General features: G+C 54.9%; 18 protein-coding genes. 12 read left to right on the forward strand and 6 right to left on the reverse strand.

Annotated elements, in window-relative coordinates:
- Positions 1-334 precede the first annotated feature (334 nt).
- The 3 genes from MJ923_RS18265 to MJ923_RS18275 all read right to left on the reverse strand — a co-directional run bounded on the left by MJ923_RS18265 (position 335) and on the right by MJ923_RS18275 (position 4945).
- Entirely contained in the window at positions 335-1336 is a 1002-nt protein-coding gene (locus tag MJ923_RS18265) for a TDT family transporter (protein ID WP_240592317.1), read from the reverse strand.
- Positions 1337-1426: 90 nt separating this feature from the next.
- Positions 1427-2506 carry a methyltransferase gene (locus tag MJ923_RS18270; protein WP_240592318.1) on the reverse strand — a complete coding sequence of 360 codons (1080 nt, stop codon included), beginning with the start codon at positions 2504-2506 and terminating at the stop codon, positions 1427-1429.
- Positions 2507-2689: 183 nt separating this feature from the next.
- Complete coding sequence (locus tag MJ923_RS18275) at positions 2690-4945, reverse strand: aminotransferase class V-fold PLP-dependent enzyme (RefSeq protein ID WP_240592319.1); 2256 nt, start codon at positions 4943-4945, stop codon at positions 2690-2692.
- 283 nt (positions 4946-5228) lie between these two features.
- Here MJ923_RS18275 and MJ923_RS18280 point away from each other — a divergent pair, with 283 nt between their 5' ends.
- On the forward strand, positions 5229-5885 hold the full coding sequence (locus MJ923_RS18280) for a TetR/AcrR family transcriptional regulator (RefSeq protein WP_240592320.1): 657 nt from the start codon (positions 5229-5231) through the stop codon (positions 5883-5885).
- 94 nt (positions 5886-5979) lie between these two features.
- Here the strand turns inward: MJ923_RS18280 and cysK are convergent, their stop codons facing one another.
- On the reverse strand, positions 5980-6948 hold the full coding sequence (gene cysK, locus MJ923_RS18285; protein WP_240592321.1) for a cysteine synthase A: 969 nt from the start codon (positions 6946-6948) through the stop codon (positions 5980-5982).
- A 208-nt stretch (positions 6949-7156) separates the two neighbouring features.
- Here cysK and MJ923_RS18290 point away from each other — a divergent pair, with 208 nt between their 5' ends.
- From MJ923_RS18290 to MJ923_RS18300, 3 genes are read left to right on the forward strand one after another with little or no spacing between them, the layout of a single operon-like run.
- Complete coding sequence (locus MJ923_RS18290; RefSeq protein ID WP_240592322.1) at positions 7157-8380, forward strand: RDD family protein; 1224 nt, start codon at positions 7157-7159, stop codon at positions 8378-8380.
- Complete coding sequence (locus MJ923_RS18295) at positions 8373-9509, forward strand: beta-ketoacyl-ACP synthase III (protein ID WP_240592323.1); 1137 nt, start codon at positions 8373-8375, stop codon at positions 9507-9509. The genes MJ923_RS18290 and MJ923_RS18295 overlap by 8 nt, the downstream gene beginning before the upstream one ends.
- A 12-nt stretch (positions 9510-9521) precedes the next feature.
- Positions 9522-10763, forward strand: a complete 1242-nt coding sequence (locus tag MJ923_RS18300) for a diguanylate cyclase (protein ID WP_240592324.1) — start codon at positions 9522-9524, stop codon at positions 10761-10763.
- 15 nt (positions 10764-10778) lie between these two features.
- Here the strand turns inward: MJ923_RS18300 and MJ923_RS18305 are convergent, their stop codons facing one another.
- Together MJ923_RS18305 and cysZ are read right to left on the reverse strand one after the other, a co-directional pair.
- Positions 10779-13121, reverse strand: coding sequence for a carbohydrate binding family 9 domain-containing protein (locus MJ923_RS18305; RefSeq protein ID WP_240592325.1), 2343 nt, complete (start codon positions 13119-13121; stop codon positions 10779-10781).
- A gap of 190 nt (positions 13122-13311) precedes the next feature.
- A complete protein-coding gene (cysZ, locus tag MJ923_RS18310; protein WP_240592326.1) occupies positions 13312-14106 on the reverse strand; it encodes a sulfate transporter CysZ in 795 nt (264 codons plus the stop codon).
- A 281-nt stretch (positions 14107-14387) separates the two neighbouring features.
- On the opposite strand from cysZ, the gene MJ923_RS18315 reads away from it, so the two are divergent.
- The 8 genes from MJ923_RS18315 to MJ923_RS18350 all read left to right on the forward strand — a co-directional run bounded on the left by MJ923_RS18315 (position 14388) and on the right by MJ923_RS18350 (position 26196).
- Complete coding sequence (locus tag MJ923_RS18315) at positions 14388-17855, forward strand: chromosome segregation protein SMC (RefSeq protein ID WP_240592327.1); 3468 nt, start codon at positions 14388-14390, stop codon at positions 17853-17855.
- A 23-nt stretch (positions 17856-17878) separates the two neighbouring features.
- Positions 17879-18970 carry a cell division protein ZipA gene (zipA, locus tag MJ923_RS18320; RefSeq protein ID WP_240592328.1) on the forward strand — a complete coding sequence of 364 codons (1092 nt, stop codon included), beginning with the start codon at positions 17879-17881 and terminating at the stop codon, positions 18968-18970.
- 62 nt (positions 18971-19032) lie between these two features.
- Entirely contained in the window at positions 19033-21045 is a 2013-nt protein-coding gene (ligA, locus tag MJ923_RS18325) for an NAD-dependent DNA ligase LigA (protein ID WP_240592329.1), read from the forward strand.
- A gap of 124 nt (positions 21046-21169) precedes the next feature.
- The gene (locus MJ923_RS18330) at positions 21170-22114 is read left to right on the forward strand and encodes a collagenase (RefSeq protein ID WP_240592330.1); all 945 of its coding nucleotides are present in this window, start codon (positions 21170-21172) and stop codon (positions 22112-22114) included.
- Between the two features lie 109 nt (positions 22115-22223).
- On the forward strand, positions 22224-22715 hold the full coding sequence (locus tag MJ923_RS18335) for a DUF2919 domain-containing protein (protein ID WP_240592331.1): 492 nt from the start codon (positions 22224-22226) through the stop codon (positions 22713-22715).
- A 747-nt stretch (positions 22716-23462) separates the two neighbouring features.
- Complete coding sequence (locus tag MJ923_RS18340) at positions 23463-24677, forward strand: HD-GYP domain-containing protein (RefSeq protein WP_240592332.1); 1215 nt, start codon at positions 23463-23465, stop codon at positions 24675-24677.
- 76 nt (positions 24678-24753) lie between these two features.
- Positions 24754-25566: an SDR family oxidoreductase gene (locus tag MJ923_RS18345; protein ID WP_240592333.1), complete on the forward strand. Its 813-nt coding sequence runs from the start codon at positions 24754-24756 to the stop codon at positions 25564-25566.
- 27 nt (positions 25567-25593) lie between these two features.
- Positions 25594-26196, forward strand: a complete 603-nt coding sequence (locus MJ923_RS18350; RefSeq protein ID WP_240592334.1) for a thiol:disulfide interchange protein DsbA/DsbL — start codon at positions 25594-25596, stop codon at positions 26194-26196.
- Positions 26197-26312 lie beyond the last annotated feature (116 nt).

Here is a 26312-nt window from a genome sequence, read left to right on the forward strand (position 1 = left end):
GCGGGCGGGCTTCGCCATTTTGTTGCCTGCTTAAGCGCTGGAGGTAAAATTAATGTTATTTTAAGGCTTGTAAATTATCACCGTATTAACATTTCAATGATATTGATATGAGCGGTAGCGTAAAATATTTAACAATTAAGTGTTGTGTTTTTTTATTTTTTTGTCGATTAATGAAACAAAATGTTTCAGGATGGTATTTTATACGGTTTGTCATCTTGTTAAATTGGCATTATGTCCATTGGTTTTAATTTTATGTTTTATCTTGTGCAACCTTTATTGGTAAAAATAATAACAAGTCAGCAGTGGCAAGCATGCTGACTTGTTAAATAATTCCTTATTGATGTGCAGCTTTGGCGCCCTGTGGGAAGTAGTGTGCCAGGTATTTGAAACTGACAAAGCTGACGACTGCAACCGCTACGGCAAGTTCGGTGACGGCGAGGTGATGTACTGCGGTTACCAAACTGCCTGGGGCATCCATCTGTGTCAGCCATTGGCAGGTTTTAAAGAGGGCGGTTGCGCCAATGACCATGGGAAAGGTAAAGGCAGCGAACCCCGGGCTGAATGGCAGCCTCAAAAGGTGGAAGAAGGCCAGGTAGATGATGCTGGTCATCAGAATGGCCACCGTCAGCAGCAAAGCGACGATAACGACGGAGGGCGTTGGGATAAGGCTCAGGTAGCCGGCCAGTGACAGGCTGGCAGGCGCTGCCAAAATGGCCAGGGTAGGCTGGGCGGCTTCGGGCACGGCGGTGCGAAAGATAAGCCGGTACAGCATCAGTGGCAGCATAATGAGGTAGGCAATCATGCCAAACCACAGCAGGGTTTCCGCCAGCAGGCGTGGGCCATGGGGTGGAAAGGCTACCGCGGCCACGATAATGCCAATGGGCGGCACAAACCAGCTGGGCACCATGTGATCCAACGAGAAATTACGGTAGCGGTGGAAACAGAATGTCGCCAAAAAGCCCAGGTGCAGGCTCACAGCAGTCAACCACAGGCTTTCGCCTGCGGCGGCAAAATAGTCGCCCAAACAGCGGGATACCACCATCAATGCCATGGCATAGGTGGGGATAACGCTGCCAAGTACCGGGTGCGAGAGCTCTTCTTTGAGCAGCTTTGGATGCAGCACAAATTTGGCAGTCAGTGGCAGCAGTAAGGCTGCGGCAATGATACTGCCCAGAAGCTGTAATTTGCCCCCCGCTGCTGGAAACACATTTTCCAGGGTCCAGCCAAGACTGGCAATGGCCAGTGCCAGCCCGCCCATGGGGCTTGGCAGTTTGGCGGCTTTCTGATGCAGTCGGTGATGCAGTGGTTGGCGCAATCTGGCGTGGCGATGAGTCATAAGGGCACTCCTCTAATCTGATGTGCCCATTCTAAAAGCTTGCCTTAAATAATAATATTTTAATCATTTTACTCAATTGATAAGTATTGCTTACCGTTTGCTGCAACATAACAGGCTGTGACCCAGGCCGATGCCGTGCTGCTGCCAGTCGATGCTAAGCCCCGCTTTATCTATCAGTTCAATAAACACCCTTGAGTGATACATGCGACTGTTTCCATTGGCGATAGCGGTAAAGTAGAGGCTGGTGGCGTTGATGCAATAGGCTGACGCCGCGTTTGGCTGTTTATCCCAAAAGGTTTCCAGAATACAGAGTTTGCTGTCTGTGCCCATGGCCTGTGCGGTGCGTTTAAGGATGGCCAGAATTTGTGCCTCGCTGAAGCAATCGAGAAACTGGCTCATCCAGTACATGTCTGCCGCCTCGACAAAAGCAGGGTTGGTTGCCAGCAAGTCGGTTTCCAGAAAATCTATCCGTCCCAGCAATCCGGCCTCGGCGCAGGCGTCATGGGCAAGACGAATTTGCTGCGGCAAGTCCATTATGGTGATCCTGATGTCGCTGTCATAGCCGCAGCAGGCCCGTGCCCATTTGCCGGTATTACCACCGATATCCACCAGATGAGCCGGTTTGTCGCCAAGCACCAAAGGCAGTAGGGCATCGAAGGCGTGATCTGAATAAAAATGGTCGAAACTGAACCAGCTGTCTTTGGCGTCAGTTGGCAGCGAAGAGAGCGCCGGGTAAAGGGTATCCCAATCGCCAAACTGAGTGAGCCCCTCGGGTTTACCTGACACCAGGGCCTGCTCGAGGGCAAACATGCCCTGATAGCAAATGTGGTGCATAAAGTTGAGGTTGGTGCGGGTCATCTCATCGTGCAGCAAAAAATGGCCGGTCTTGTCGAGCAGATACCGCTCACCCTCCTGCCAAATCAGTCCCATGCTCATGCCCATATCCAGCAGTACCCCCAGGCCATAATCACTGAGTGGTTTGCCTGTTTTGGTGACGGAAGCGAGCAGAGATTGGCGGCTTGCCCCTTGGGCATTGTCGATGGCGGATAATATGCCAAATTCCAGCAGGCAGCGGGCGACCTGAAAACTGACCGGTGCAAAGGCAATTTTTTGCGCTTCGAATTTGGCATCGAAGGCGTGAATAGATTTGGGAGAGCGGTAAAAGTGCATCAGACGTCCCTGATAGTCAAAGCGCACCTTTTTAGCAGGCTTGGTATTGCCGTCTTATGATCTGGGCCAAAAACCGCGGCAGTAGTTGTAAAATTTGGCCAAAGCTTGGAAGCGGCGCACAAAAAAGCGCCCTAAGGCGCTTTTACTTGGCTTATGAGCCTGCACTCTGCTTGTAGCTCGGTGCTAACTCAAGGCATAGCCGCCAGCCACATGGGCGATGGCACTGAACCCGAAGCGCTCCAGTGCTTTGGCAGCCACGGCTGAGCGGCTGCCACTGCGGCAGATCAGCACCAATGGGCGGCTGCGGGCATCAGGTTCACGGGCCACAAAGCCTGCCAGCCTGGTCAGAGGCACGTTGATGCAGCGCTCTTCACGGTGAGACAGCTTATATTCATGGGGCTCACGGATATCCAGCACCAGGGCATTTGGATCTGCCTGCAGCAACGCATCCAGTGCACCGGCGCTGTACTCATGGATTTGCTTGCTGCCCTGGCAGCTGCCGTAGGCGCCGCACATGATGGTCTCACCCTGCTTGTCTTCCAGTGTGGCATCCATGGCATCTTTTTGTGCCACAAAACCCGCCTCATCCACGCGGTGTTGCAGCGCTGCAGCCAACAGCGGGCTTTGCTGCATTTCCACGGCGAAATTGGTGAAAAAGTCGTTGTGGTAATCGTGTGATGACAGCAGCAGGGTGTCGTCTCCCAGCAGCGCATATAGCGCCTTGAGGCTATGAAACAAGGCCTTGGATGACGACGAGGGGAAATTACTGCGACCAATGCTGCCGGGCAGCACTGTATCACCCACGAAGGCGAACAAGAGCTTGCCCTGGTCATCAATCAGGATCAGCGTCTGGCTGTCATCGGTATGGCCTGGGCTTGGCAGGCGCAGCAGTTTGTTACTGCCCACCGAAATACACTTAAAGCGCTCACCTTGCCATTGGCAGTCAGCGGCAGCAGCCGGCCAGCCAAGCTGATTACAGGCGCCGCTGAGCGACAGCCCGGCCACAATGTCATCGCGATTGCTGTGATGATCGCCATGGCCATGGGTGTCAATAACCGCCACCACAGGTAACTCCTGGCAGCGGATGAGGTTCAGCAGCCTGTCTTTCAGTGCAGGTAATGGGTCAATTATCAGAGTCTCACGGCTTTGTGGGTCGGTGTAAATCCAGCAGCAGGCGCCATCGTCTTTCAGTTGCACCAGACCAGACAGCGGCTCGCGATCCCCATCGCTGCGACGGGAGTCCAGCGACAGCAGACAAGAGTGGCGCAGCGAAGAGGCAGCCTCCACAATGCGCTCGCAGGCGGCATTGAGTTCAGCTTCAGTCATGGCAGGGCCAAAGGACATGCGGATGGCCGACTCGCTTTGCCAGCGCGGCAGACCCATGGCATCCAGCACAAAACTGCCGGTCACCTTGGAGCTGCAGGCTGAGCCCGAGCTGACACGGATCCCTGCCGCATCAAACAAGTCCATGATTTCCTTGCTGGAAAATCCAGGAATGGCAAAGTTCAGCGTGGTGGGGACCGTATTATCCAAACTGTGGTTGAGCACCACATCACCAAAGGCGTTCCTGAGTGCATCCAATAACCGCACCCGGTAATGTTTGAGGGTATCTTTATCGGCAAATTGCTGCGCGCCTTCGCCATTGAGCATATCGAGCACCACTTTGAGCGCGGCCATGGCGGGCAGGTTTTCGGTGCCTGAGCGCAGGCCTCCTTCCTGGCCACCACCGGCTATAAAGGGCGTAAAGGGTGCACCCTCACGGATGTAAAGCATGCCAATGCCTTTGGGGGCGTATAACTTGTGGCCACTGAAAGGCGCGTAGTCGATGCTGGTGGCGGCGAGGTTTAACTGTAATTTTCCCAGTGCCTGCACACAGTCCACCATCCAGAATACCAGTGGATTGGCCTGGCGGATGCTTTGCTCCAGCGCCGCCATATCTTGATAAACGCCGGTTTCGTTGTTCACTGCCATGGTGCAGATAAGCACAGCAGCAGGGGCCTTTTGGGCGATAAATTCAAGATCAAGCCGACCTTGTTGGTCGACGGGAATTGCCAGCACCTCGGCATTGAGGCCAAGCACCTTGTTCCAGTGTTTGAGGGATTCGGGAACGGCCTTGTGTTCGGTGGCGCCATACAAAATGCAGGCGTTGTCGGCCACGCCTTTGTCGCGGCTGGCAACCAATGCCGACAAAATAGCGGTTTGAATACCTTCGGTGGCACCGCTGGTAAACACCAGCTTGCCGGCCCCCGTACCCAGATGCCTGCGCGCCGCAGAGCGGGTTTGCTCCATCAATGCCTTGGCCTGGAGACCTGTGATATGACTGCTGGAAGGGTTGCCGTAGAGATGTTCCATGGCATCCATGGCGGCCTGGGCGGCGGCGGGCAATACCGGTGTAGTGGCATTGGCGTCCAGGTAAATGAGCTGCTGTGCCTGTTTCATACTGTTTTCAATGCTCGTGCTGTGATTTATATAATTATAAGTTATATGTAATTCTGCTGGATTATATTAGCAGTTTTCAAGGCAAGCTCAAGCGGGTGGCATAATTCAGCAGAAGCTGAGGTAAAGCTCGCCTTTGTTGGCGTGAGATCGGGGGCCACTGTATGAATACGGCAGTATCTTTGCCTAATTCATCGGCAAACAGTGATTTGGTGGGGTGGTCGCGGGTTTCCGCTTTGCTGACTTGGGGTTAGTATCCAGTAACCCAATGCAAGGAAGTCGACAGATGTTACAGCCACTACCCTATATCGGCCGCCAGGCCAGTCGCAGCGATGGCCAGGCCCGCAGGATTGCCATCCTGGAAGCGACACTCAAACTGATTGTTGATCAAGGGGTGAGGGGCGTCAGGCACAGGGCCGTTGCCAATCTTGCCGGCGTGCCGCTGGCCTCAACCACTTATTACTTTGGCGATATCAAAGAGCTTATCCACGATGCGCTGACCTACCATGCCGAAAAATCCATGGTGGCTAATCTGGCGCTGGAGCAGCAAAGCTTTGCCGCTTTGAGTGGTTACAACGCCGAAAGTCTGGCCGAGCCCGCCAAGTTACAGGCACTGAGGGATACTCTGGTAGGTTTTATCTGTGGCCACATCCGGATGCAGGTGGCTGACCGCAACGAGCGTATTCTTGAAATGGCGTTCCATGAGGAGGCGCTGCGTAACCCGGCGCTGGCCGAGGCCATAGTGCTGCTCGATGAAGCCATTTTAAGCCCGGTGATCCAGTTTTTTGCCCGTCTCAATGTGGCCAGTCCCGAAGTGCCCGCCGCGCAAATCATCGCCCTTATCCGGTTTTTGGAATATCGCTACAGCGTGCGTCAGGCATTTGATGACGCCGAGTGTGAACAAAGTGTGCGGGATTTACTCGAAAAACTGATCCACGCATAAGCACTCAGCGCCGGTAGAAAACACACAAGGATATGTGAAACGCACCCAACAAAAAGCCCGGCAATGCCGGGCTTTTTTAAGGAAGGTTATCAGCTTACTGTACGTTTTCCTGGTCGCCAAACTGGCCCTGGAACAGTACAGAAGACAGGTAACGCTCGGCTGCCGATGGCAGGATAACCACGATGTTCTTGCCTTCAAACTCAGGCAGGGCAGCGATACGGTTAGCAGCAACCACGGCGGCACCGGAAGAAATACCCACCAGAATGCCTTCTTCTTTCATCAGGCGATGGGCCATTTCGATGGCGTCGTCGTTGGAAACGGTTTCAACGCGGTCAATCAGCTCAAGATCAAGGTTGCCCGGGATAAAACCGGCACCGATACCCTGAATTTTGTGTGGGCCCGGCTGCACTGGCTGACCGGCCAGAGTCTGGCTGATCACAGGTGAGTCAGATGGCTCAACCGCCACAGACACAATCGCCTTGCCCTGTACGTTCTTGATGTAACGGCTGGTACCTGTGATGGTACCACCGGTGCCAACACCGGCTACCAGTATGTCCACTTCACCGTCGGTATCATTCCAGATCTCTGGACCTGTGGTCTTTTCGTGGATTTCCGGGTTGGCTGGGTTGTCAAACTGCTGCAGCAGAATGTACTTGTCTGGTGCAGATTGACGGATTTCCTCGGCCTTTTCGATGGCACCTTTCATGCCCTTGGCACCTTCGGTCAGCACCAGGTTAGCACCCAGGGCCTTGAGCAGCTTACGGCGCTCCAGGCTCATGGTGTTTGGCATGGTCAGGGTCAGCTTGTAACCGCGGGCAGCGGCAACGTAAGCCAGGGCGATACCTGTGTTGCCTGAAGTAGGCTCAATCAGTTCTTTGTCCTTGGTCAGCACGCCACGCTTTTCGGCATCCCAGATCATGTTCGCACCAATGCGGCACTTTACGGAGAAACTGGGGTTACGGGCTTCAACCTTGGCCAGTACCTTGCCGTTGCTGACACGGTTCAAGCGAACCAGCGGGGTATTGCCGATAGTGTACGAATTGTCTTCAAAGATTTTGCTCATGGAATGCAGCTCCTGTGACTTTATCGCATTAAAGCATAATCGCTGTGGCATTATTTAGAAGTGATTGTTTGTTCTTCGTTATTCCTTTTGGCTATTAAAGCGCATTCTGTTATTCATAATGCCTGATTGGTTGTTTTCCGGATTGTGATAACCTCAAGCCAATAATAACAAGGCTGGTTCCTTTTATTCACAGCCGCCGGACACAAGCATGACAGAACCCAGTGTAGTCAATTCGGGGATCCTGGCGGCAGGCAAGGATCCTCGTACCATTATTACCCCCCATGCCTTCAGCGTGGCTGAAGGACTGCTATATACCCCGCTGGCATCGCCACTGAAGCGGGGCATTGCCATTTGTATCGATGGTTTGTTGATTTCCGTGCTGGCTGAGGATGCTGGGGTGGTGTTTGTGGCTCTGGTGCTGCTCACCTCTTACCTTGGCAAGCGTCTTGGCGGATTTGGCCGCTGGGCCAAAATTGCCCTCTACACCCTGATGACGGTGGTGATGATTTATGCCATCTCGGACAACTTTACCACCACAGATGCGGACACAGACACCAAGGCGCCGGTTACTGTGCCCGAGGCTATCAGCGTTTTGCCCAAAGTGATTGCCTTGAGCCTGTGTGAAGACGCCAGCTGCGCCCAGAGCAAGGCAAGTGAGCTGGCTGACAGTCTGGCGGCGTCAAATATCGCCCGTGAAGATGCCGAGGCCATGCTGTTTTCGCCGCTGGATGAGCTGGACATTCCTGACTTGGATAAAGTGTCACTGAAAGCGCAGCTCGCCGGTAAATTGCAGCAACTGCCCCCCAAGGCTCAGGCAATAACCCAAGAGCCAGCCACCAAAGAGCCAGCCACCAGAGAGTCAGGCGAGCAAGCACCGCGCATTCAAGCCCCTGTTGGCCAAGCTCCTGACAACCATGCTCCTCAAAGCCAGGCTCCTGAAAGCCAGGCCTCAGATAACCAAAGCTTGGCGCCAAACAATTTACTCAATGGTATTGCTGATAAGGACAAGGCTGAGCCAGCGCCTGTCACCATACCCATTTCAGCAGCGGATGACAGCGGCAGCAAATACAGCCTTATCGAGTGGGCCAAGGGCATTTTGAACGATCTGGGCCTGGGTTTCGGCTGGGCTGCGTTTTACTTTACCGTATTTACCGCCTGGTTTGACGGCCAGACCCTGGGCAAGAAACTGATGGGAATTAGGGTGATATCCCTCGATGGCTCCAAGCTTGGGCTTTGGGACGCTTTTGGCCGCTACGGCGGTTATGGTGCAGGTTTTGCCACAGGTCTGCTGGGTTTTATGCAGGTATTCTGGGACGCCAACCGTCAGGCTATTCAGGACAAAATTTCGGCCACAGTGGTCATCGATTTAACCAAGCCCAGGCTGATGCCGGGGCAGGACATGATGCATAGCGGAGATGCTCGCCATGAATAAAGCCATCGCCATTACCGGAACCGGCCTTTTTACTCCGCCCGAGGGGATAAGCAACGAGGCGCTGGTTGAGAGTTTCAACGCCTATGTCGACCTTCACAACCGTGAACATGAGGGTGAGATAGCCATAGGCCATATGCAGCCGCTGGAGTACTCATCCAGCGAGTTTATTGAAAAGGCCTCGGGTATCAAACACAGATACGTGATGGTTAAAGAGGGCATTCTTGACCCTGAAATCATGATGCCGCTTATTCCCGAGCGACCTTCGGATGCGCTGTCGATGCAGGCCGAAATTGGTTTGCTTGCGGCTAAAGAAGCGCTGGCCAATGCCTCACTTCAGCCGCAGGATATCGATTTGGTGATTGTGGCCTCCGCCTACACCCAGCGCGCTTATCCCGCTGTTGCGATTGAGATCCAACAGGCACTTGGCTGCAGAGGCTTTGGCTTTGGCTTTGGCTTTGATATGCAGGTTGCCTGCAGCTCGGCCACCTTTGGCCTTGCCAGTGCTGCCGGACTGATAGGCTCGGGCGCGGCGAGCAGGGCATTGGTGATTTGTCCCGAAATTTGCTCAGCCCAGGTGAACTACCGTGACCGCGACAGCCACTTTATTTTTGGCGACGTGGCAACTGCTATGGTGGTTGAGCCCCTCGTTGGCAGTCGCAGCCAGCAGGCATTTGAGATCCTCGGTCAGCGCTGCGTGACCGATTATTCCAACAATATCCGCAGCAACTTCGGTTTTCTCAACCGTTGCAGTCCGGGTACTGCCCATGCGCCCGATAAACTGTTTCATCAGCAGGGGCGCAAGGTGTTCAAAGAGCTGCTGCCGATGATTTACAGCCATTTGGACAGCCAGTTCGCCGATGCCGGACTGGAGCCTGCTGCCATGAAGCGTTTGTGGCTGCATCAGGCCAATATCAATATGAATCAATTTGTGGTGAAAAAGCTGCTTGGCGACACCCCCGGCGCAGACACTGCGCCCATAGTGCTCGATACCTACGCCAATACCGCCTCGGCCGGCTCTGTGATTGCCCTGCACAAACATCGGCAGGGGCTGAGTCAGGGCGATTTGGGGCTGCTGTGCTCCTTTGGCGCGGGTTATTCCATTGGCAGCTTTATCTTAAAAACGGTCTAAGGAGTTATAGACTTGCGAATTTTGTTGGTTGAAGACAGCAACATGGTGGCCAAGGTGCTCAAGCATATGCTTGCGCAGCAGCTCGACTGCACCGTGGATGTGGCGCCGGATCTGGCCGCAGCGCGGGATTTACTGGGGCAACGTGAGTATTTTGCGGCGATCACCGACCTGAATCTGCCCGACGCCCCCAATGGCGAGAGTGTGGAGCTGGTGCTTGGCAGTCAAACCCCCTGTATCGTGCTGACCGGCAGCCTGGATGCCAAGCAGCGCCGCAGGCTGTTGCAGATGGGCATAGTGGATTATGTCTACAAGGAAAACCGCTTCAGCTACGAATACGTGGTCAAGCTGATAAGCACCCTGGATCGCAACCGCAAGACCAAGGTGCTGATTGCCGATGACTCTGGTCTTAGCCGGAAGTTTGTCCGTAACTTGCTGGAGTTACACCTGTTTGAAGTGCTGGAGGCCGAAGACGGCGCCAAGGCGCTGGAGGTGCTGCAGCGGGTGCCCGGCATTCGGTTGCTGATTGCCGACTACAATATGCCCGGCATCGACGGCTTTGAGCTGATTTTGCGGGTGCGGGAAAAATACGCCCGTGAGGAAATGGCCATTATTGGGCTCTCGAACGACACCGACGAAACCCTCACCGCGCGCTTTATTAAAAATGGCGCCAACGACTTTTTGCAAAAGCCATTCGTGCACGAAGAGTTTCACTGCCGGGTCAGCAATACACTGGAATCGCTGGAGATGATCCGCAAGCTTTGGGAGCAGGCGAACCTCGACTACCTAACCGGTGTGTATAACCGCCGCTATTTCTTCGATAAATTCAGTCCGCAGCTGCCGGTGTTGTCCCAGCAGGGGGCCAGCTTCTCCATCGCGCTGATGGATATCGACTTCTTCAAGGATGTGAACGACACCCACGGGCATGACATTGGCGATGAAGTGCTTAAATGCTTTGCCAAGCGGATGAGTGAGTCTCTTGGGCAGCACTTTACCCTGGCGCGTTTCGGCGGTGAAGAATTTGTGGTGGCCATGAAAGGCCTGGACAGTGGCAGGGCACAGGCGCTGATGGAAGGTTTCAGGTTAAAGCTTGAAGATACGCCATTCCAGTTCGGTGATTTGAGTCTGGCGCTGACCGTGAGTATCGGTGTGGCGGAGCTGGCAGATGAGAGCCTTGGCAGCCTGATGAAACGGGCAGATATGGCGCTCTATGAAGCGAAGACCCTCGGACGCAACCAAACCCGGGTTGCGTCCTGAGAGTGACAACATGCCCTACAGAATAAAGGCGTAGCTTAACTTCATAAACAGGGTTTGCTCGGTTCGGGTAAGACCCGGGAAATCATCATCGGCCTGCATGCCATCGGCATAGCCCAGATAAAATACGCTCAGCGGGTTGAGTTTATAGCCATACAGCAGCTCGGTGCCCAGATCTTCCGATTTGGCATCGCGGCTGTGGTACAGGTAGAGGCCCGGGTCGCGGCTGATGTGAGTATAAATGCTCGACAGCCGGATAAAGCTCTCCACACTGAGCTGCCAGTTCAGACGCAAATCGGTCAGGTTGGCGGTCAGCAATCTGCCTTCATCCACATCCAGCGCAAAGTAATCGTGGGTTACGTCCAGCACCAGGCTGTCAGTCAGTTTCAGCTCAAGCTCTGCGCTCGCCCGCAAACTGCTGCCGAGACGGTTATTGAGCAGATCCACCTCATCGCCCCAGGAGGCTGAGACACCGCCGCCCGCCCAGGCGAGGGGGTTGGCGTTGGCCTCCAGCCAAAAACGGCTTTCATCAAACAGCGTTGTGTTGCCGTCAATCGCCAGTGAGCTGGCATCGAGGCGGCGCCCGACCTTTTCACGGGTCAACCAGCCACCGCCAATCCAGCTTTGCCAGCCGCCTTCAGCGGAAAGCCAGCCTTCCCATTCCTGCTCGATTTTCTCGCCATTCTGGTTTTGGGTGATGTCCCAGTCGCCGCCGAGTTCCACTTCGTTGAACCAGCTGTCGCTGGGGTACCAGATATAACCGCCGCCAATCACGGCCTTGCGCTGATCCACCTTTTCGATAAAGCCAAGATCGGCCCGAAAATCTTCTCCCACTGACTCATAATCAGCGTGCACATAATAGTTGCGGGTGGAATGGGTGTAGCCAAGGCGGTACATCTCGCCCTGGAATGCGCCAATCTTATGGGTGCGAAGTACCCGCTCGTTGACATCACAGTTATCGAGACTGCACTCGGCAGCGGGCAGGCAGTCGTCATCTGAACCGCAAAAATCACGATAAAAGCCAACTGGATACTCGGTATCTGAGCTGGCAAATTGGCCGATAAAGGTATCCTGTGGCGTTGGCTGATACTTGAAGTCGCCGGACACCACCAGGTTATGGTAATCCTCGCTGCGCTTGCCGGTGACCACGGCGCCCATCGCCAGGGATTCGCTGCTGGTGTAGAGGTAACGGCCGGCCAGGTTATGGCTTTCTTCATCGATGCTGGCAACCGATGAGCTCAGGTTACCCGGCACCAAAAAGTGGCTACCGGTGTCGTTGGCGCCAAGAAACGCAAAGGTATGGTTTTCTGACTTGTGGGTGAATTTAAGACCGTAGTCAGGATCGGCAATGTTGCGGGTGTGCAGCAGCGGCAGCTGTGAATCAAAATAATCTTTGTTATCAAGGAAGAATGAGCGTTTTTCCTCAAAAAACAAGGTGAAGTTTGAGTTCACGTTCAGCTGGCCGGCATCGGCTTCAACCTGGGAGAAATCCGGGTTGATGGTGGCGTTTAGCAAAGACGATGGCGTGATGGCCCAGCGCACATCAAGTCCGGCCTCAACGTCTTCCTCCTGCTGCCATTCGCTGCCCGGGGTTTGACTGCGCTCGCGGCTGCCCTTGGCCACCAACGAGGGCGTAACCTGCAGGCCATTGCCCAGATTGACTTCATCGAAGCCGCGGATCACCCCAAGCTGACACAACTGGCAGTCGTTGGCGCGGGAGATCTGATGGGTCGACAGCCGGTGCTCGGCATCACGTGGATAAAAGCGGATAAGCTCGAAGCCCCAGTCTTTGGGGCCCGGGGCGTCTTCAAAGCTGAGCTGCGACAGCGGAATGGCAATTTCCACCTGATAGCCGGTGTCCGTCACCTGGCCTGCGCTTTCCCAAATACCATCCCAGGCGGCGCTTTCACTCTTGTTCAGCTCGTTCTCGATGGAATCGAACTGTACCCCCAACGGGTTGATAAAGAACTGGTAGGCGAGCCGGGCGTTATTAAAGGTATCAAGCTTGATTCCCACCATGTCTTCGCCCCAGATATCATCCCGCGGCCGCAGGTGGGCACGGATGGCGCCTGGGTTAGGGTCATCGGCAATAAAGGCCACATAGAGGGTGGTGTCGGTGGCGAACAGCTTCGCCTTGGTTTTAACGGGGGCAGGGGCGTTTTCTGCCGGGCGGGTTTCGTAGCTAAGCTCGGCCTCGGCGGCTTTGGCCCACACCGCATCAGACAAGTCGCCATCGATGGTGGCCTGCTCGGCAAGCGAGGGGATGCGCAGTGAAAACTGCTCCGCGGTGCCAGCGATGGAAACAAGTGGCAGAGTACAGAGCGCGAGCAGCGGGCTCGCCTTGAGTATCCTTGTTGACAATGTCTTATGATCCTGAATTATTGTTATTTTTGCTTTTTCGGGCGCCAGTTTACCTGAGCCGGTAACCGCGGGCTTGGATGATTTGTTACAAAGTATAAGTAAAGTTTGTCAATGAAGGTCATAAAAAACAACGCCCGTACAGGACGGGCGTTGTGTTGATGGTTGCTTGAGTTGGCTTTGGGACATGCGCTTATTCCGGGGCGATTACCGGGTGGCGGTAGGCCTCTCGGTACTTGTCGACCCACATGGCGGTCGCGCCGCAGATGGCCACCGGCATCACGATAAAGTTCACCACAGGGATCATCGAAAACACGGTTACCGCCGCGCCAAAGCTCATGCTGGTGCCCTTGGTTTGCCTGAGGGCAAAACGCATATCATCAAACGGCACCTTATGGTTGTCGAACGGATAGTCGCAATACTGAATCGCCATCATCCAACTGCTGAACAAAAACCACAGTACCGGGGCGGCGGTTTGGCCAAGCAGCGGTACCCAAAACAGCAGTAAAAACAGGATGGCACGGGGCAGATAGTATTTAAGCTTGAGCCACTCGCGGCCGAGGATCCGCGGCAAATCCTTCATCAAATCCATGGTGGTGCCTGTGTTCATGGGCTTGCCGGTGAGCAGCTGCTCTACCTTTTCGGCCAAGAGGCCATTGAAAGGCGCCGCCAGCCAGTTCATTACCGAGCTGAACACAAAGGCCATCACCACCAACATGGCAAGTACCGCCATGGGCCATAACAGAAAGTTCAGCCAGGAGAGGTATTCGGGCAGCTGGCCACTGACATAGGCAAAGAGTTCATCCAGTTTGCCAAGGGCGTAATAAAAGGCTCCGGCAAACAGCAGCATATTGATAAGCAAAGGCACAAACACAAAGGTTCGCAGGCCGGGGCGCCGGATAAGGCTAAAGCCGTCCATAAAGTAATTGAACCCGCTCTTGGCTTGTACGGCGGTGTTTCGGGCAGAAGAAAGCGAGGGTCGTGACATAAGACGTCGGCTCCAAGCAGTTGTGTTTGCGGGCATTGTGGGCCAGCAAGCCGGGCAGGGGCAAGGGTTAATTTGTCGCTAATTACTTCAAATCAGCGCCAGCTGCCGTCAATTGGAGCGGATTGCACCAATTTGGCCGATAAAAACGTTACAAATTCAAAAAGGCTTTGGTAAAGTTGGCTGCTAATAACATGAGTGATCCACCCCGGCTTTCGGGGGAGTGTTATCACCTTTGGCAGGCGAGCCCAACCCCGGGCTTGCGAGGCGATTTGACTGGCATTATGAGACTCAAACAAATAAAACTTGCTGGCTTCAAGTCGTTTGTCGACCCAACGAAGATCCCATTTCCCAATCCTCTCACAGCCATTATCGGCCCCAACGGCTGCGGTAAATCCAATGTGATTGATGCCGTGCGCTGGGTACTGGGGGAAAGCTCCGCCAAACACCTGCGCGGCGACTCCATGACCGACGTTATCTTCAATGGCTCCAGTGCCCGCAGACCCGTGTCTGTGGCCGGGGTCGAGCTGGTGTTCGATAACCGCGAAGGTCGCTTGGGCGGCCAGTACGCCAGCTATGAAGAAATTGCGGTTAAGCGTCAGGTGAGCCGCGAAGGGGAGTCACTCTATTTTTTGAACGGCCAGAAGTGTCGCCGCAAAGACATCACCGACCTCTTTATGGGTACCGGCCTTGGCCCGCGCAGCTACGCCATTATCGAGCAGGGCATGATTTCCCGGCTGATTGAGTCGCGTCCGCAGGAGCTTAGGGTCTTCATTGAAGAGGCCGCCGGTATTTCCCGCTATAAAGAGCGGCGCCGCGATACCGAAAATCGTATCCGCCACACCCGTGAAAACCTCGAGCGTCTTGGCGACATTCGTCTTGAACTGGGCAAGCAGCTCGACAAACTGGCGGTGCAGGCGGAAGCGGCCAAACGTTACCGCGAATATAAGCAATCTGAGCGTACCACCCACGCCGAGCTGTTGGTGATGCGCTATCAGGAGATTTGCGAACAGACCGACATGCTCGACCGTGAAATCGAGCAGCAACACTTTTTGCTGGAAGCGGCCAAAACCGCACTTGGCACCACAGAGGCCAATCTTGAGGCTGAACGCCAGGCGCTGGCGGTGTTGGTGGATGACGAGCAGCAAAGCCTGGAGGCCTATTATCAGGCAGGCACCGAAGTGGCGCGGCTCGAGCAGCAGCTGTCAAACCTCGATGAGCGCTCTAAAAGCCTGCAAAGCCGTCTGGAAAGTTTAAGCCGCGATATGCTTGCGCTCGATGAAAGTAACCGCGAGCTTGGCGAAACCCAGGCGTCACTGCGTCTTGCCGTCGAAGCCGGGGAAGAGCAGTTGCTCACCCTGGAAGAAACCCAGGAAGCCTGGAGCCAGAGTGCCTTCGATGCCGATGAAGCGCTGGAGGCGGTTCGCGGTGATGTGAGTCAGGCCGAGCGTGCGTTGGCCAAGCTTAAATCGCAAAAAGAGCTCACCGGACAGCGGCTTGGTCATCTTCGCCACAGTATTGATGAGCGTGAACATAGCCTTGCAGGCTATCGGGAGCAGCTGGCAAGCCTTGGCGAGCAAGAGTCGCCGGCCGACAATCCTGCGCCTAAGCCCCAGGGCGATTTTGCGGCAGAGCAGGGCATCTCAGCCTTGCCAACCGACACGACCGACAATGATGGGCCCCAAGCCGATTTGCACCAGCAGCAGGCTGCGGTCGATGTGGCCACTGCGGCGCTGAAAAGCGCTCAAGCCCAGCTTGCCGATGTGGACAATCGCATTGCGGCCAAGTCCCGTGAGCTCAGTGAAGTGCGGGGCCGGCTGTCGGTACTCACGCGCCTGCTGACTGAAGAAAGTGGCAGTGGCCAAAAGCTGTGGCAGTGCCTTGAGGTCGAACCCGGTTGGGAAGCGGCCGCCGAGTTGCTGCTGGGGCGGCTGTTGGATGCCCCGGTGATTGAGCAGGCACCTGAAGCGAACTCGCCCGGCTTTACCCGCCAGACAGCTTCTCAGTGGGGGGTGATTGGCGCCGATGTTAACCTCGCGCCCTGGCTTGACGGAGTCGGCTTTGCCAAGAGCCTCGGCGAGGCCCAGGCAAAATTACAAACGCTGGGCAGCAACGGCCTGATTGTGTGCCGTGAAGGGTTTCTGGTCGGGCAGGGCTTTATATTATCCAACCAGAGCGGTGGCACCGATAAAGTGGCGCTTCGCAGCGAAGCAGAAGCACTCGAGCAAGAGGTGGCGAGCCTTGAAGCTGCGCTTGCCACACTTGGCAGCGAGTCTGCTGACGCCAGCCGCACGCTGGAGGCGAGCACTGCCGCGCTTAAGGTCGCCGAGCTTGCGCTCAGCGATGCCAAACAAGAGGCCGAACGTGAGCGCATGCGCTGGGAAGCCAGGCGTGAAAGTGCCAGGCAAGCGGCAAAGCAGCGTGAGTTTGTCAGCGCGCAAATAGCCAGGCTCAGTGCCCAGCAGCAGGAAGCCTTGCTTGAGCTTGAAGTGGCGGATGAGTCGCTGATGCAGCAAGAAGAAGCGCTGGAGGAAGCCAGTGCCCGCGTAGCCGCGCTGACTGAAAAGCAAACTGCCGCCAGGCGGCTTGCCGAGGAACGCAAAGCGTCGCTTGCCAATCTGGAATCGCAGTTGGCGCAGGTTCGCGCCAAACGCAGCGAGCTTGCCACCGAGCTTGCGCTGGTGGATCAGAAATTGCAGTCGGGCCAGCTTCAGCTTGGCAAGCTTACCGAGCAAAAAGGCACCGTGCTCACCGAGCTTGGGCAGCAGGACGTGAAGGAGCAGGACACTGACCGTACTGGCCTGTCAGAGCGGCTGAGGGAGCAGCTTGGCATGCAGCAAAGCCGGCAAACGGCACTGGCGGAAAACCGCAGCCGTCAGGCGGCGCTGCAGGAACAGATAGATGCTTTACTATTGAAGCAAAAACAAGAAGTTGGCAAGATAGACCACTTGACTCATACCCTCGAATCGTTAAAGCTACGGCGTGAAGGTTTAAAGGGGCAGGCGGAAACGCAGTTGGGGCAATTGGCCGAGGCCGATATTCGTCTGGCGGAAGTGGCGCCAGCCCTGCCAGCCCATGCCTCGGTGGATGAGTGGCAGCAGCGACTGGAAAAGCTGCGGGGTAAAATCAGTCGTCTGGGCGCGATAAACCTTGCAGCCATAGAAGAGTATGATGAAGCCCGCGAGCGTAAAGATTACCTCGATGGTCAGGATGCTGATTTAAATCAGGCGCTTGAAAGCCTTGAAGAAGCTATCCGTAAAATTGATCGCGAGACCCGCAGCCGGTTTAAAACCACCTTTGAGCAGGTGAATGCCGATCTGGGCATGCTGTTTCCCAAGGTGTTTGGCGGCGGCAGTGCTTATCTGGCACTGACAGATGATGATTTATTGGAGACTGGGGTGACCATCATGGCCCGGCCTCCCGGCAAAAAGAACTCCACAATCCACCTGCTGTCGGGTGGTGAAAAAGCGCTGACCGCTTTATCATTGGTGTTTGCCATTTTCAGGTTGAATCCAGCCCCGTTTTGTATGCTCGACGAGGTCGATGCGCCGCTGGATGATGCCAACGTTGACCGATTCTGCCGCTTGTTGCAGGAAATGTCGGCCAGCGTGCAGTTTATTTATATCAGCCACAATAAAATCACCATGGAGATGGCTGATCAGTTGGTAGGTGTGACCATGCATGAGCCCGGGGTATCCCGCATTGTTGCGGTGGATATCGAAGAAGCGGTGGCCATGGCACACGCAGAATGAATTCAGGAAAGACAGGGTATCCAATGGAAGATTTGCAACTGGTTTTGTTTGTGCTTGGCGCCATCGCCATTATTGCGGTTCTGGTTCACGGATTTTGGTCAATCAGAAAGCAGCAACCCCGCGCCATTAAAGAAAGCAGCAGGAACCCTTATGCCATGTCACCCGCTCGCCGGGACGCCGAAGGCTTCGATGCCGATGGCATTGGCGAAGTGCGGGTGCGCAAAGTACACGCCGATGATAAGTCATCGGAGGACACACACGCCGAACCTGCGCAGCCAGCCTTTACCAAGGCGCCGCGCAAACAGAGCTCGAATGAACCTTCAGTAGCTGAACCGTCTGTGTCTCAACTGTCTGGCGCTCAATATGGCACGGCTCAAACTGAAGACAGCCGCAACGATGCGGACAACGCACCTGAGTTTGCCCTGAACGATGAGCCCAAGGTGCGTCGCAGCAAGGAGCGTCAGGAGCCGGTATTTGGTCAGCAGCAGGCTGCTGGCGATCAGGTGCAACTGGGCCTGCTCGATGATTTACCGGAGCCCCAGGTTGCTGCCGATTATGAGGGCTACGATGAAGACGATGACGATCTGATGCGTGGTCACAGCTCTGCCGCCGCTGAAACTGCCTATGTGCAGCAGGAGCAGCCACAACCTGTCCAGTCGCAACCAGCACAACAAGCACAGCCACAGCAGGAAGAAGCGCTGCCGGATCCACGTGATGTGCTGGTGCTGCACGTGGTTGCCCGTGAAGGTCAGGTTCTGGCCGGTGCCGAGCTGTTGCCCTGTCTGCTGGAGCTGAATTTCAAATACGGAGAGATGGAGATATTCCATCGCCATGAAGATAACGCAGGCACTGGCAAGGTACTGTTTTCACTTGCCAATATGCTCAAACCTGGTGTGTTCGACCCGGACACTATGGAGCAGTTTTCCACCCACGGCATAGTGCTGTTTATGACGCTACCATGCCACGGTGAAGCTGTGATGAACTTTTCCCTGATGCTGAACTCAGCCTGCCAGTTGGCGGACGACCTCGATGCACTGGTACTCGATGGTCAGCGTCAACTCTGGAGCGATAGCACCAAGGCACAGTATCTCGCCCGCATCCGCGCCAGTGCATAACAAGTTATTGATTTAAAAAGTGGGGCCGCATGAGCGGCCCCGCGCATTTCCAAGGTACCATCATGCAAGTCAAAGCCGAAATTCAACGTCTTACCGCTGAAATCAATCGTCACAACATTGCCTACTATGTGCAGGATGCGCCAAGCATCCCCGATGCGGAATATGACCGGCTGATGAACCAGCTTAAAGCGCTGGAAGCCGAGCATCCGCATTTGGCCGAGCCTGACTCGCCTACCCAGCGCGTGGGCGGTGCTGCACTCGATAAATTCGAGCAGGTCAGCCACCTTAAACCCATGCTGAGCCTGGATAACGCCTTCAATGAAGAGGACTTTGTTGCGTTCGACAAGCGTCTGACCGACAAGGTTGGTCCCCAGGTGTACTGCGCCGAGCCCAAGCTCGATGGCCTTGCGGTAAGCCTGATATACCGTCATGGCGTGCTTGAGCGTGCCGCCACCCGTGGTGATGGTGCTGTGGGGGAAGATATCAGCGTCAATGTGCGTACCATCAAGTCGGTGCCTTTGAGGCTGCAGGGTGATGATATTCCGGCTCTGGTGGAGGTGCGCGGCGAAGTCTTTATGCCAAGGGCTGCCTTTGATGCACTGAACGACAGAGCGCGCGCCAAAGGGGATAAACTCTTTGTTAATCCGCGCAATGCTGCCGCCGGTAGCCTGCGTCAGCTCGACAGCAAGATAACCGCCGAGCGCTCACTGGCGTTTTATGCCTATGCGCTTGGTGTCGTGCAGGACGATAATGGCGCCGATCTGGCGCTGGCGCCAACCCATAAGGGCCAGCTGGAGCGTTTGTCAGCATTTGGTCTGCCGGTGAGTAAGGAAGTAAAACTCTGTGAAGGCCTTGCCGAGGTGATGGCCTACTATGGCGACATCCTCAAGCGTCGTGATGAGCTTGCCTTTGAAATCGATGGTGTGGTTATCAAGGTCAACGACATCGAAGCGCAGCAGCAGCTCGGGTTTGTAGCCCGTGCGCCGCGTTGGGCGATTGCCTTTAAGTTTCCGGCCCAGGAAGAAATGACCCTGCTGGAAGGGGTTGATTTTCAGGTAGGCCGCACCGGCGCCGTGACGCCGGTAGCCCGTCTAAAGCCAGTGTTTGTCGGCGGGGTGACCGTATCCAATGCCACGCTGCACAACGGTGATGAAATTGCCCGTCTTGGGGTGAAGATTGGTGATACCGTGATTATTCGACGCGCCGGTGATGTTATTCCACAAATCGTGGCCGTGGTGGCAGAGCGCCGCCCCGAGAACGCGCAGGAAATTCTGTTTCCCGACAATTGCCCTGTGTGTGGCTCTCTGGTGGAGCGTATCGAAGGCGAGGCGGTGGCGCGCTGCAGCGGCGGTCTTTTCTGCGAAGCCCAGCGCCGTGAGGCCATTAAGCACTTTGCTTCCCGCAAAGCCATGTATATCGACGGCATGGGTGACAAGGTGGTGGAACAGCTTATCGATAAAGAGCTGGTGGCAAGCCCGGCCGATCTCTTCAAGCTCAATGTGTCCAAGCTGACCATGCTTGAGCGTATGGGCACCAAATCGGCCACCAATCTGGTTGCCGCCATTGAAGAAGCTAAAGCGACGACCTTGCCCAAGTTCCTGTATGCACTGGGTATTCGGGAAGTAGGGGAGGCCACCGCCGCTAACCTGGCGAAACATTTCCTGAGTCTTGATGCCATTAAGGAAGCCGATGTAGATGCCCTGATGCAGGTGGAAGATGTGGGCACTGTGGTGGCGCAGCATGTGGCACACTTTTTTGCCCAGCCCCATAACCTTGAAGTGATAGATGCGCTGATCAACGCCGGTGTGAACTGGCCAGCCATCGAAAAACCATCGGCTGATGCCCAGCCGCTGCTGGGGCAAACCTGGGTGCTCACCGGGACACTCACCAGTCTTGGCCGAACCGAGGCCAAAGCCAAGCTTGAGGCCCTGGGTGCCAAGGTGGCGGGCAGTGTCTCCAAGAACACCCATTGCGTGGTCGCCGGTGAAGCAGCGGGCTCCAAGCTTGCCAAGGCCCGGGAGCTGGGTATTCCTGTTTTAGATGAGGCAGGGCTGATAGATCTGATAGGTCTTTGATCTGATTTAAAAACATATCCAGTTGAAAAAACGTCAACCTAAAGTTGGCGTTTTTTGTTGCCTGAAACGAAGAAATAAAATATACAATATATCGCAACATAAATATAACAACTGGAGAAGACACATGCACTCAACCAAGACCCTTATCGCCGCCAGTTTGCTGCTGGCTCTCACCAGCACGGTTTCTTACGCCAAGGGCCGCCCTGGTACCAACCCTACCGAGCCTGCCGATCCCGACGTGGTGCTGCCTATTCGTGTGGATTGCAGCGCCAGCATCAATCTGTGGGCGCAGGATATGACGGATGTACAAATCGCCGATACCTGCAGTCAGCTCTCAAGCCAGGAGAGCGATTTCCACCAGAGAATGCAAACCTTTGGCGTGCCGGTGGCCGACGATTACAACGACAGCCTGCGAGTCGTGGTATTTGATGATTACAACCAATACGACAAATACGGCTATGAGCTGTTCAATATCAATACCAATAATGGTGGTGTCTATATTGAGGGCAATCCTGCGGATGTGAACAATCAGGCGAGTTTCTACGCCCATGAAGCAGATTGGCTGCGGCCTGAGTTTGAAATTTGGAACCTGCGCCACGAGTACATCCACTATCTGGAAGGGCGCTTTGTCAGCTACGGCGGCTTTAATTTCTATCCGGATAAAATGGTGTGGTGGGCGGAAGGCCTGGCAGAGTATCTCTCCCTTGGCAGCGACAACGCCACTGCGGTGAACCTGGCAATCAATACCCGCGCCAATCGTCGCCCGACCCTGGCGACTATTTTTTCGACCAGCTACCGCGACAGTACCGATCGCATTTACCGCTGGAGCTATCTGGCCATTCGCTTCCTGTTTGAGCGCCACGAAGCCGAAGTGCTGGCCATGACTGAGCACCTGAAACACAACCAGTTCGCCAGCTATGATGCGGCGCTTAGCAGCTTTGCCGCCAATTATCAGGCCGAGTTTGCCGACTGGATGAATGGGCTTGCGCCGCAAAAGGCCTCGGCGCTGGACAGCAAGCGTGAACAGATGCTGCTGCGACACACCGAGCACAAAGCTCGCAAGCAATAGCGCTCAAGCAAGCCACCCTCTGTAATAAAGGCCCGCCGATGCGGGTCTTTGTGTGTCTCAGGCCTTGAATCCAGGCCTCCTAGCCCCCAATTCTTGGGAAAGACATGATGTGGAGCACACTTTGCTCAAGTTTGAACATATTCGCTGGGTCGATGATAAAGGCCATATCAAACCGCCGCTGGGGCTGTATCTACTGCTGACCTTTCTTGCCCGCGGCTGGGTGGTGTTTGTGGCTTCGCTGACCCAATTCAGCGACAGAGCAGGGCTGGTGCGGCTGTTTTACCCACAAAAAGAGACCTTTTTGCTGGCACTTGCCACCGGCTTGGGCGCTGTGCTGGTGTACGGCATTATTTTGCTTGAGCGTAAGTCCAGACCCAACTGGGCCAAATCACTGTTTGACCGAATGAAGTGGCTACTGTGGCCGCTGTTGCTGCTGGACGGCGCTGTGCTTATTGTGCGCCTGGCCACCAGTGGCTATCTGTTTTCCTGGACGGCGGCTTTCGATGCGTTACTGATCTTCTGGTTTGCGATTTATTTGCTGAAGTCCGAGCACTTACGGCTCTATCTGAAGGATTGGCAGCGGCCGGTAATAGCCCAGTAAACTGCTTCAATGCCAGGCTTGAGCCGTTCACGCTCAAGCCTGAGCTATCCAGAGCCTCAGCCTTGGCTTCAACCTCTGCTTCAAACTCAGCCCCAGCAAGCTATAAGCCTGGCATTGTCTGCATCCAGGCGCGTTGAGGCCACTGGCTATCACGGCCCTAATGCCCACGCCTGCGCATTGTCCTCTCAGTTTATCCTTGTACCTGCTTATTCCCAGCACTGCCTTTTCCCTTTTTCTGCCTATTTCCATTTCTGCCTATTTCCATTTCTGCCTATGTCCATGCCTGCCTGACGCCGTACCCGGCACAGTCGTAGTCAGGGCACAAGTTCCTTCCGCTTTCGGCATAAAAAAAGGCGCTGCAACAGCAGCGCCAAAAATTGGTAGATGTCAGGGAAAATACGGCATCCCTGGCACCGCTGACCAACAAAAGGAATGTAACCTGAGTCTTGGGCAAGGCCCTAAACCAAGGACAATTGACAGCAACACAAACCACCGCAGGGCTCGGGGTGCGCAACTCCGCGGCAGTGGTGCAACTATCGCACAAATGAATAATGTATACAATATAAATTGGTAAAATTTCTGTAACAGGCCAGCAAATGTCAAAATTTTGCCCATAGTATAAGAAGTTGGCACAGATTTATTTGCCATAACGCTGCTAAGGAATTACGCTTTTATTTCATAAGATTGGCGTACAAAGCAGTGTGATTTCCCCAAAGGGGAGACAATTGTCCTCGTTGGAGGCTCGGATTGGCCAAAAACAAACCTGTTTCTATCCCTGTATCTGAACTGCGGCTTGGCCTGACGGTTAAGCTGCCCTTGTCGTGGACGGAACATCCCTTTTTAATCAACAGAATAGAACTTAAAGAGCCCGGGCAAATCGAGATGATCCGCGGCCTTAAGGTCGATCATGTGCTGGTGCTTGCCGGGGCTGAGCTGCTTGATGAAGCCGTGCCCAAAGAAGAAGTGGCCGGTGACGATGACGAGTTTGAAGAAGAACTGCCCGAGCGCGATCTGAAACGGGAAGCGCGGGTGGCGATTCGCAAAAGCCAGAAGCGCTTCCTCGACTGCATTAATGAAAGCCGCAGCCTGGTGAGTAAACTTGGCAGCGATCCTGAAGGTGCCTACCGGTTGTCCGCAACCTTGGTAGAGCAAATGCTGGAGCACCTGTTCGAACAGGAAGATGCCTTTCTGGCGCTGGTAAGTGCAGGCGAGCAGGGAGCGTCGGTGACCCAGCACGGCATCAGCGTGGCGGTGCTGGCGCTGATGATTGCCAAAACCCTGGAAATGCCGAAAAAAGAGATGCGCGACATCGCCCTCGGAGCGCTGCTGCATGATATCGGCAAGCTCAAGGTGCCCGATAATATTCGCCGCAAGCGCGGCGCCCTGACTCAGCAAGAAACCAATTTTATGAATCAGCACCCCAACTATGGCCATGAAATGCTTGGCCGCAGTGGGCTATTCCCGGAAGAGGTGCTGCATATTGTGCGTCATCACCACGAGTTTATCGATGGCAGTGGCTTCCCCGATGGTCTGAAGGCTAAAAAGCTGCCCAAAACCACCCAGGTTGTTGCCCTTGCCAATGATTTTGAATTCCAGCTGACCGCTCTGAGTATGGCGTCGCCCCAGGTGGCGCTTGGATACCTGTTTAAAAACCGGGTTGGTAAACACGACGAGTCGCTGATTTCCACCTTGGTGAAGGTACTGGGGATTTATCCGCCCGGCACCCTGGTGCAGCTCACCGATGGCAGCATCGGCAAGGTAATGATGACCACCCGCGAGGTGAAAAAGCCGCAGGTCTGGGCCTGTAATGCGGCCGGTGGCGAGGCGGGTCTTCGTATATTGATGAATGAAGATGTGAGTATCGAAAAGGTGCTCAAAGTTGAAGAGCTGACCGAAGCGGCCATGCGCACCCTGCAGGCCGAAGCCCCCATCAGTTTTTACTTCGCCGCCCTTGAATCATGACTCGCGAGTCTTGAGTTTTCAGGCTGCTTGCGTATCCTGAACCCCTCACACAGTACCGTCAGGGAATTCGGTGTTCATGTCTGATATTCAATCTGTTTCTATTATTGGCTGCGGCTGGTTTGGTTTGCCGCTGGCCAAAAGGCTGCTTGCGGCAGGCCTGTCGGTGAAAGGCTGTAAGCGTACCCGGGAGGGTGTTGATGACATCAGCGCCCTGGGTATTGAAGGCTATCGCCTCGATTTACAGGAAGACGAGGCTGTGCCCGGGCCACTGCTGAAGGCCGACTGTCTTATCATCAATCTACCGCCCGGGATCCGCCGCGGCGAAACCGATTATCTTGACCGGCTGGCCAAGCTTAGAGACGCCCTTACTGCCATCCCCAAGCGGCTGATATTTGTCAGCACTACCGCGGTGTATCCCGATTTACCTGACGTGCTTGATGAAGCAGACGCCAGCGCCCATTCGCCCGGCGCAGCCATTTTGCTTGGCGCCGAAGCGCTGTTTGCCGGGTTGAATACCACAGTGGTGCGTTTTGCAGGGCTCGTTGGCCCGGGGCGCCATCCGGGGCGTTTTTTTGCCGGCAAGACGGACGTTGGCGGCGGGGCCTTACCGGTGAATCTGGTGCATCTTGAGGATTGTCTCAGCGCGTTTGACGCTCTGATAGCCGCGCCTACTCTGGGGCGGTGCTATAACCTCTGCGCGCCCGGACATCCCTCCAAGCAAGATTTTTACACCGAAGCTGCCCGATGTGGCGGCTTTGCCTTGCCGCAATTTGCCGCCGATGACAGCAGCGGTAAAGTGATAGATGGCAGTTTAATTTGTCGCGAACTTGGGGTTAACTATCGCTATCCCGATCCTCTGGCCATGCTCGCCGAGCCCGGGGCATTTTAATAAAAATCAATAGTAGGAAGAAGGTTCATGGTTAAGCATTTGAAGACGCTTGGATTACTGGCAGGAATTATGCTGTCGGCATCCACCTTTGCCGCCAGTTTTGAAGAAGGGAAGCATTACGTCAAAGTCGATGGCTTTGCCGAGTCCCACGCGCCTGTGGTTCGGGAGTTTTTCTCGTACAACTGCCCCCATTGCTATCGTTTCGACCACACGATAGCCGATACTGTTAAGCTGCTTGGTAACGAGGTGCAGTTCGAACGGACCCCTGTGTCCGGCGTCAGACCCGACTGGAAAATGAGTCAGCTTGCTTATTATGTGGCGCAGAAGTTTAAAGTGACCGAGCAGACACATATGCCGATTTTCAAGCAGGTTCAGCAGGTTGCGCCATTTCGCGATGAGGCCGATGTGAAGGCGTTTTTTATTGCCCAGGGACTGAAGGCTGATGCCATCGACCAGGCGCTGAGCTCATCTGACAGACAGTTCACCCTGATGGGCTTTAACACCCAGGCCGAGCTTGCCGGGATCCGCGGTGTGCCCAGTGTGCTGGTAAATGGCAAATATATGCTGAATGTACAGGGGCTCAGCAGCGAGCAGCTGGCCGAGCTGGTGAAATACGTCGCCAAACTCTGATAATGTCAGCAGATGAAAACGCCCGGCTGGTCCGGGCGTTTTTATTTGTTAGCAGCTTGTTAGACCTAGGTCGCAGCCAGCGTAGAAAAATCGCAATTGTAAAATTCAAAAATATC

Source organism: Shewanella zhuhaiensis, assembly GCF_022484835.1.
GTDB lineage: Bacteria > Pseudomonadota > Gammaproteobacteria > Enterobacterales > Shewanellaceae > Shewanella > Shewanella khirikhana.

Coding starts and splice junctions, on each gene's coding strand:
- ligA (WP_240592329.1), top strand. CDS start 19,033: ATGCAAGTCAAAGCCGAAATTCAACGTCTTACCGCTGAAATCAATCGT.
- zipA (WP_240592328.1), top strand. CDS start 17,879: ATGGAAGATTTGCAACTGGTTTTGTTTGTGCTTGGCGCCATCGCCATT.
- cysZ (WP_240592326.1), bottom strand. CDS start 14,106: ATGTCACGACCCTCGCTTTCTTCTGCCCGAAACACCGCCGTACAAGCC.
- MJ923_RS18315 (WP_240592327.1), top strand. CDS start 14,388: ATGAGACTCAAACAAATAAAACTTGCTGGCTTCAAGTCGTTTGTCGAC.
- MJ923_RS18280 (WP_240592320.1), top strand. CDS start 5,229: ATGTTACAGCCACTACCCTATATCGGCCGCCAGGCCAGTCGCAGCGAT.
- MJ923_RS18350 (WP_240592334.1), top strand. CDS start 25,594: ATGGTTAAGCATTTGAAGACGCTTGGATTACTGGCAGGAATTATGCTG.
- MJ923_RS18265 (WP_240592317.1), bottom strand. CDS start 1,336: ATGACTCATCGCCACGCCAGATTGCGCCAACCACTGCATCACCGACTG.
- MJ923_RS18290 (WP_240592322.1), top strand. CDS start 7,157: ATGACAGAACCCAGTGTAGTCAATTCGGGGATCCTGGCGGCAGGCAAG.
- MJ923_RS18295 (WP_240592323.1), top strand. CDS start 8,373: ATGAATAAAGCCATCGCCATTACCGGAACCGGCCTTTTTACTCCGCCC.
- MJ923_RS18275 (WP_240592319.1), bottom strand. CDS start 4,945: ATGAAACAGGCACAGCAGCTCATTTACCTGGACGCCAATGCCACTACA.
- MJ923_RS18330 (WP_240592330.1), top strand. CDS start 21,170: ATGCACTCAACCAAGACCCTTATCGCCGCCAGTTTGCTGCTGGCTCTC.
- MJ923_RS18270 (WP_240592318.1), bottom strand. CDS start 2,506: ATGCACTTTTACCGCTCTCCCAAATCTATTCACGCCTTCGATGCCAAA.
- MJ923_RS18345 (WP_240592333.1), top strand. CDS start 24,754: ATGTCTGATATTCAATCTGTTTCTATTATTGGCTGCGGCTGGTTTGGT.
- cysK (WP_240592321.1), bottom strand. CDS start 6,948: ATGAGCAAAATCTTTGAAGACAATTCGTACACTATCGGCAATACCCCG.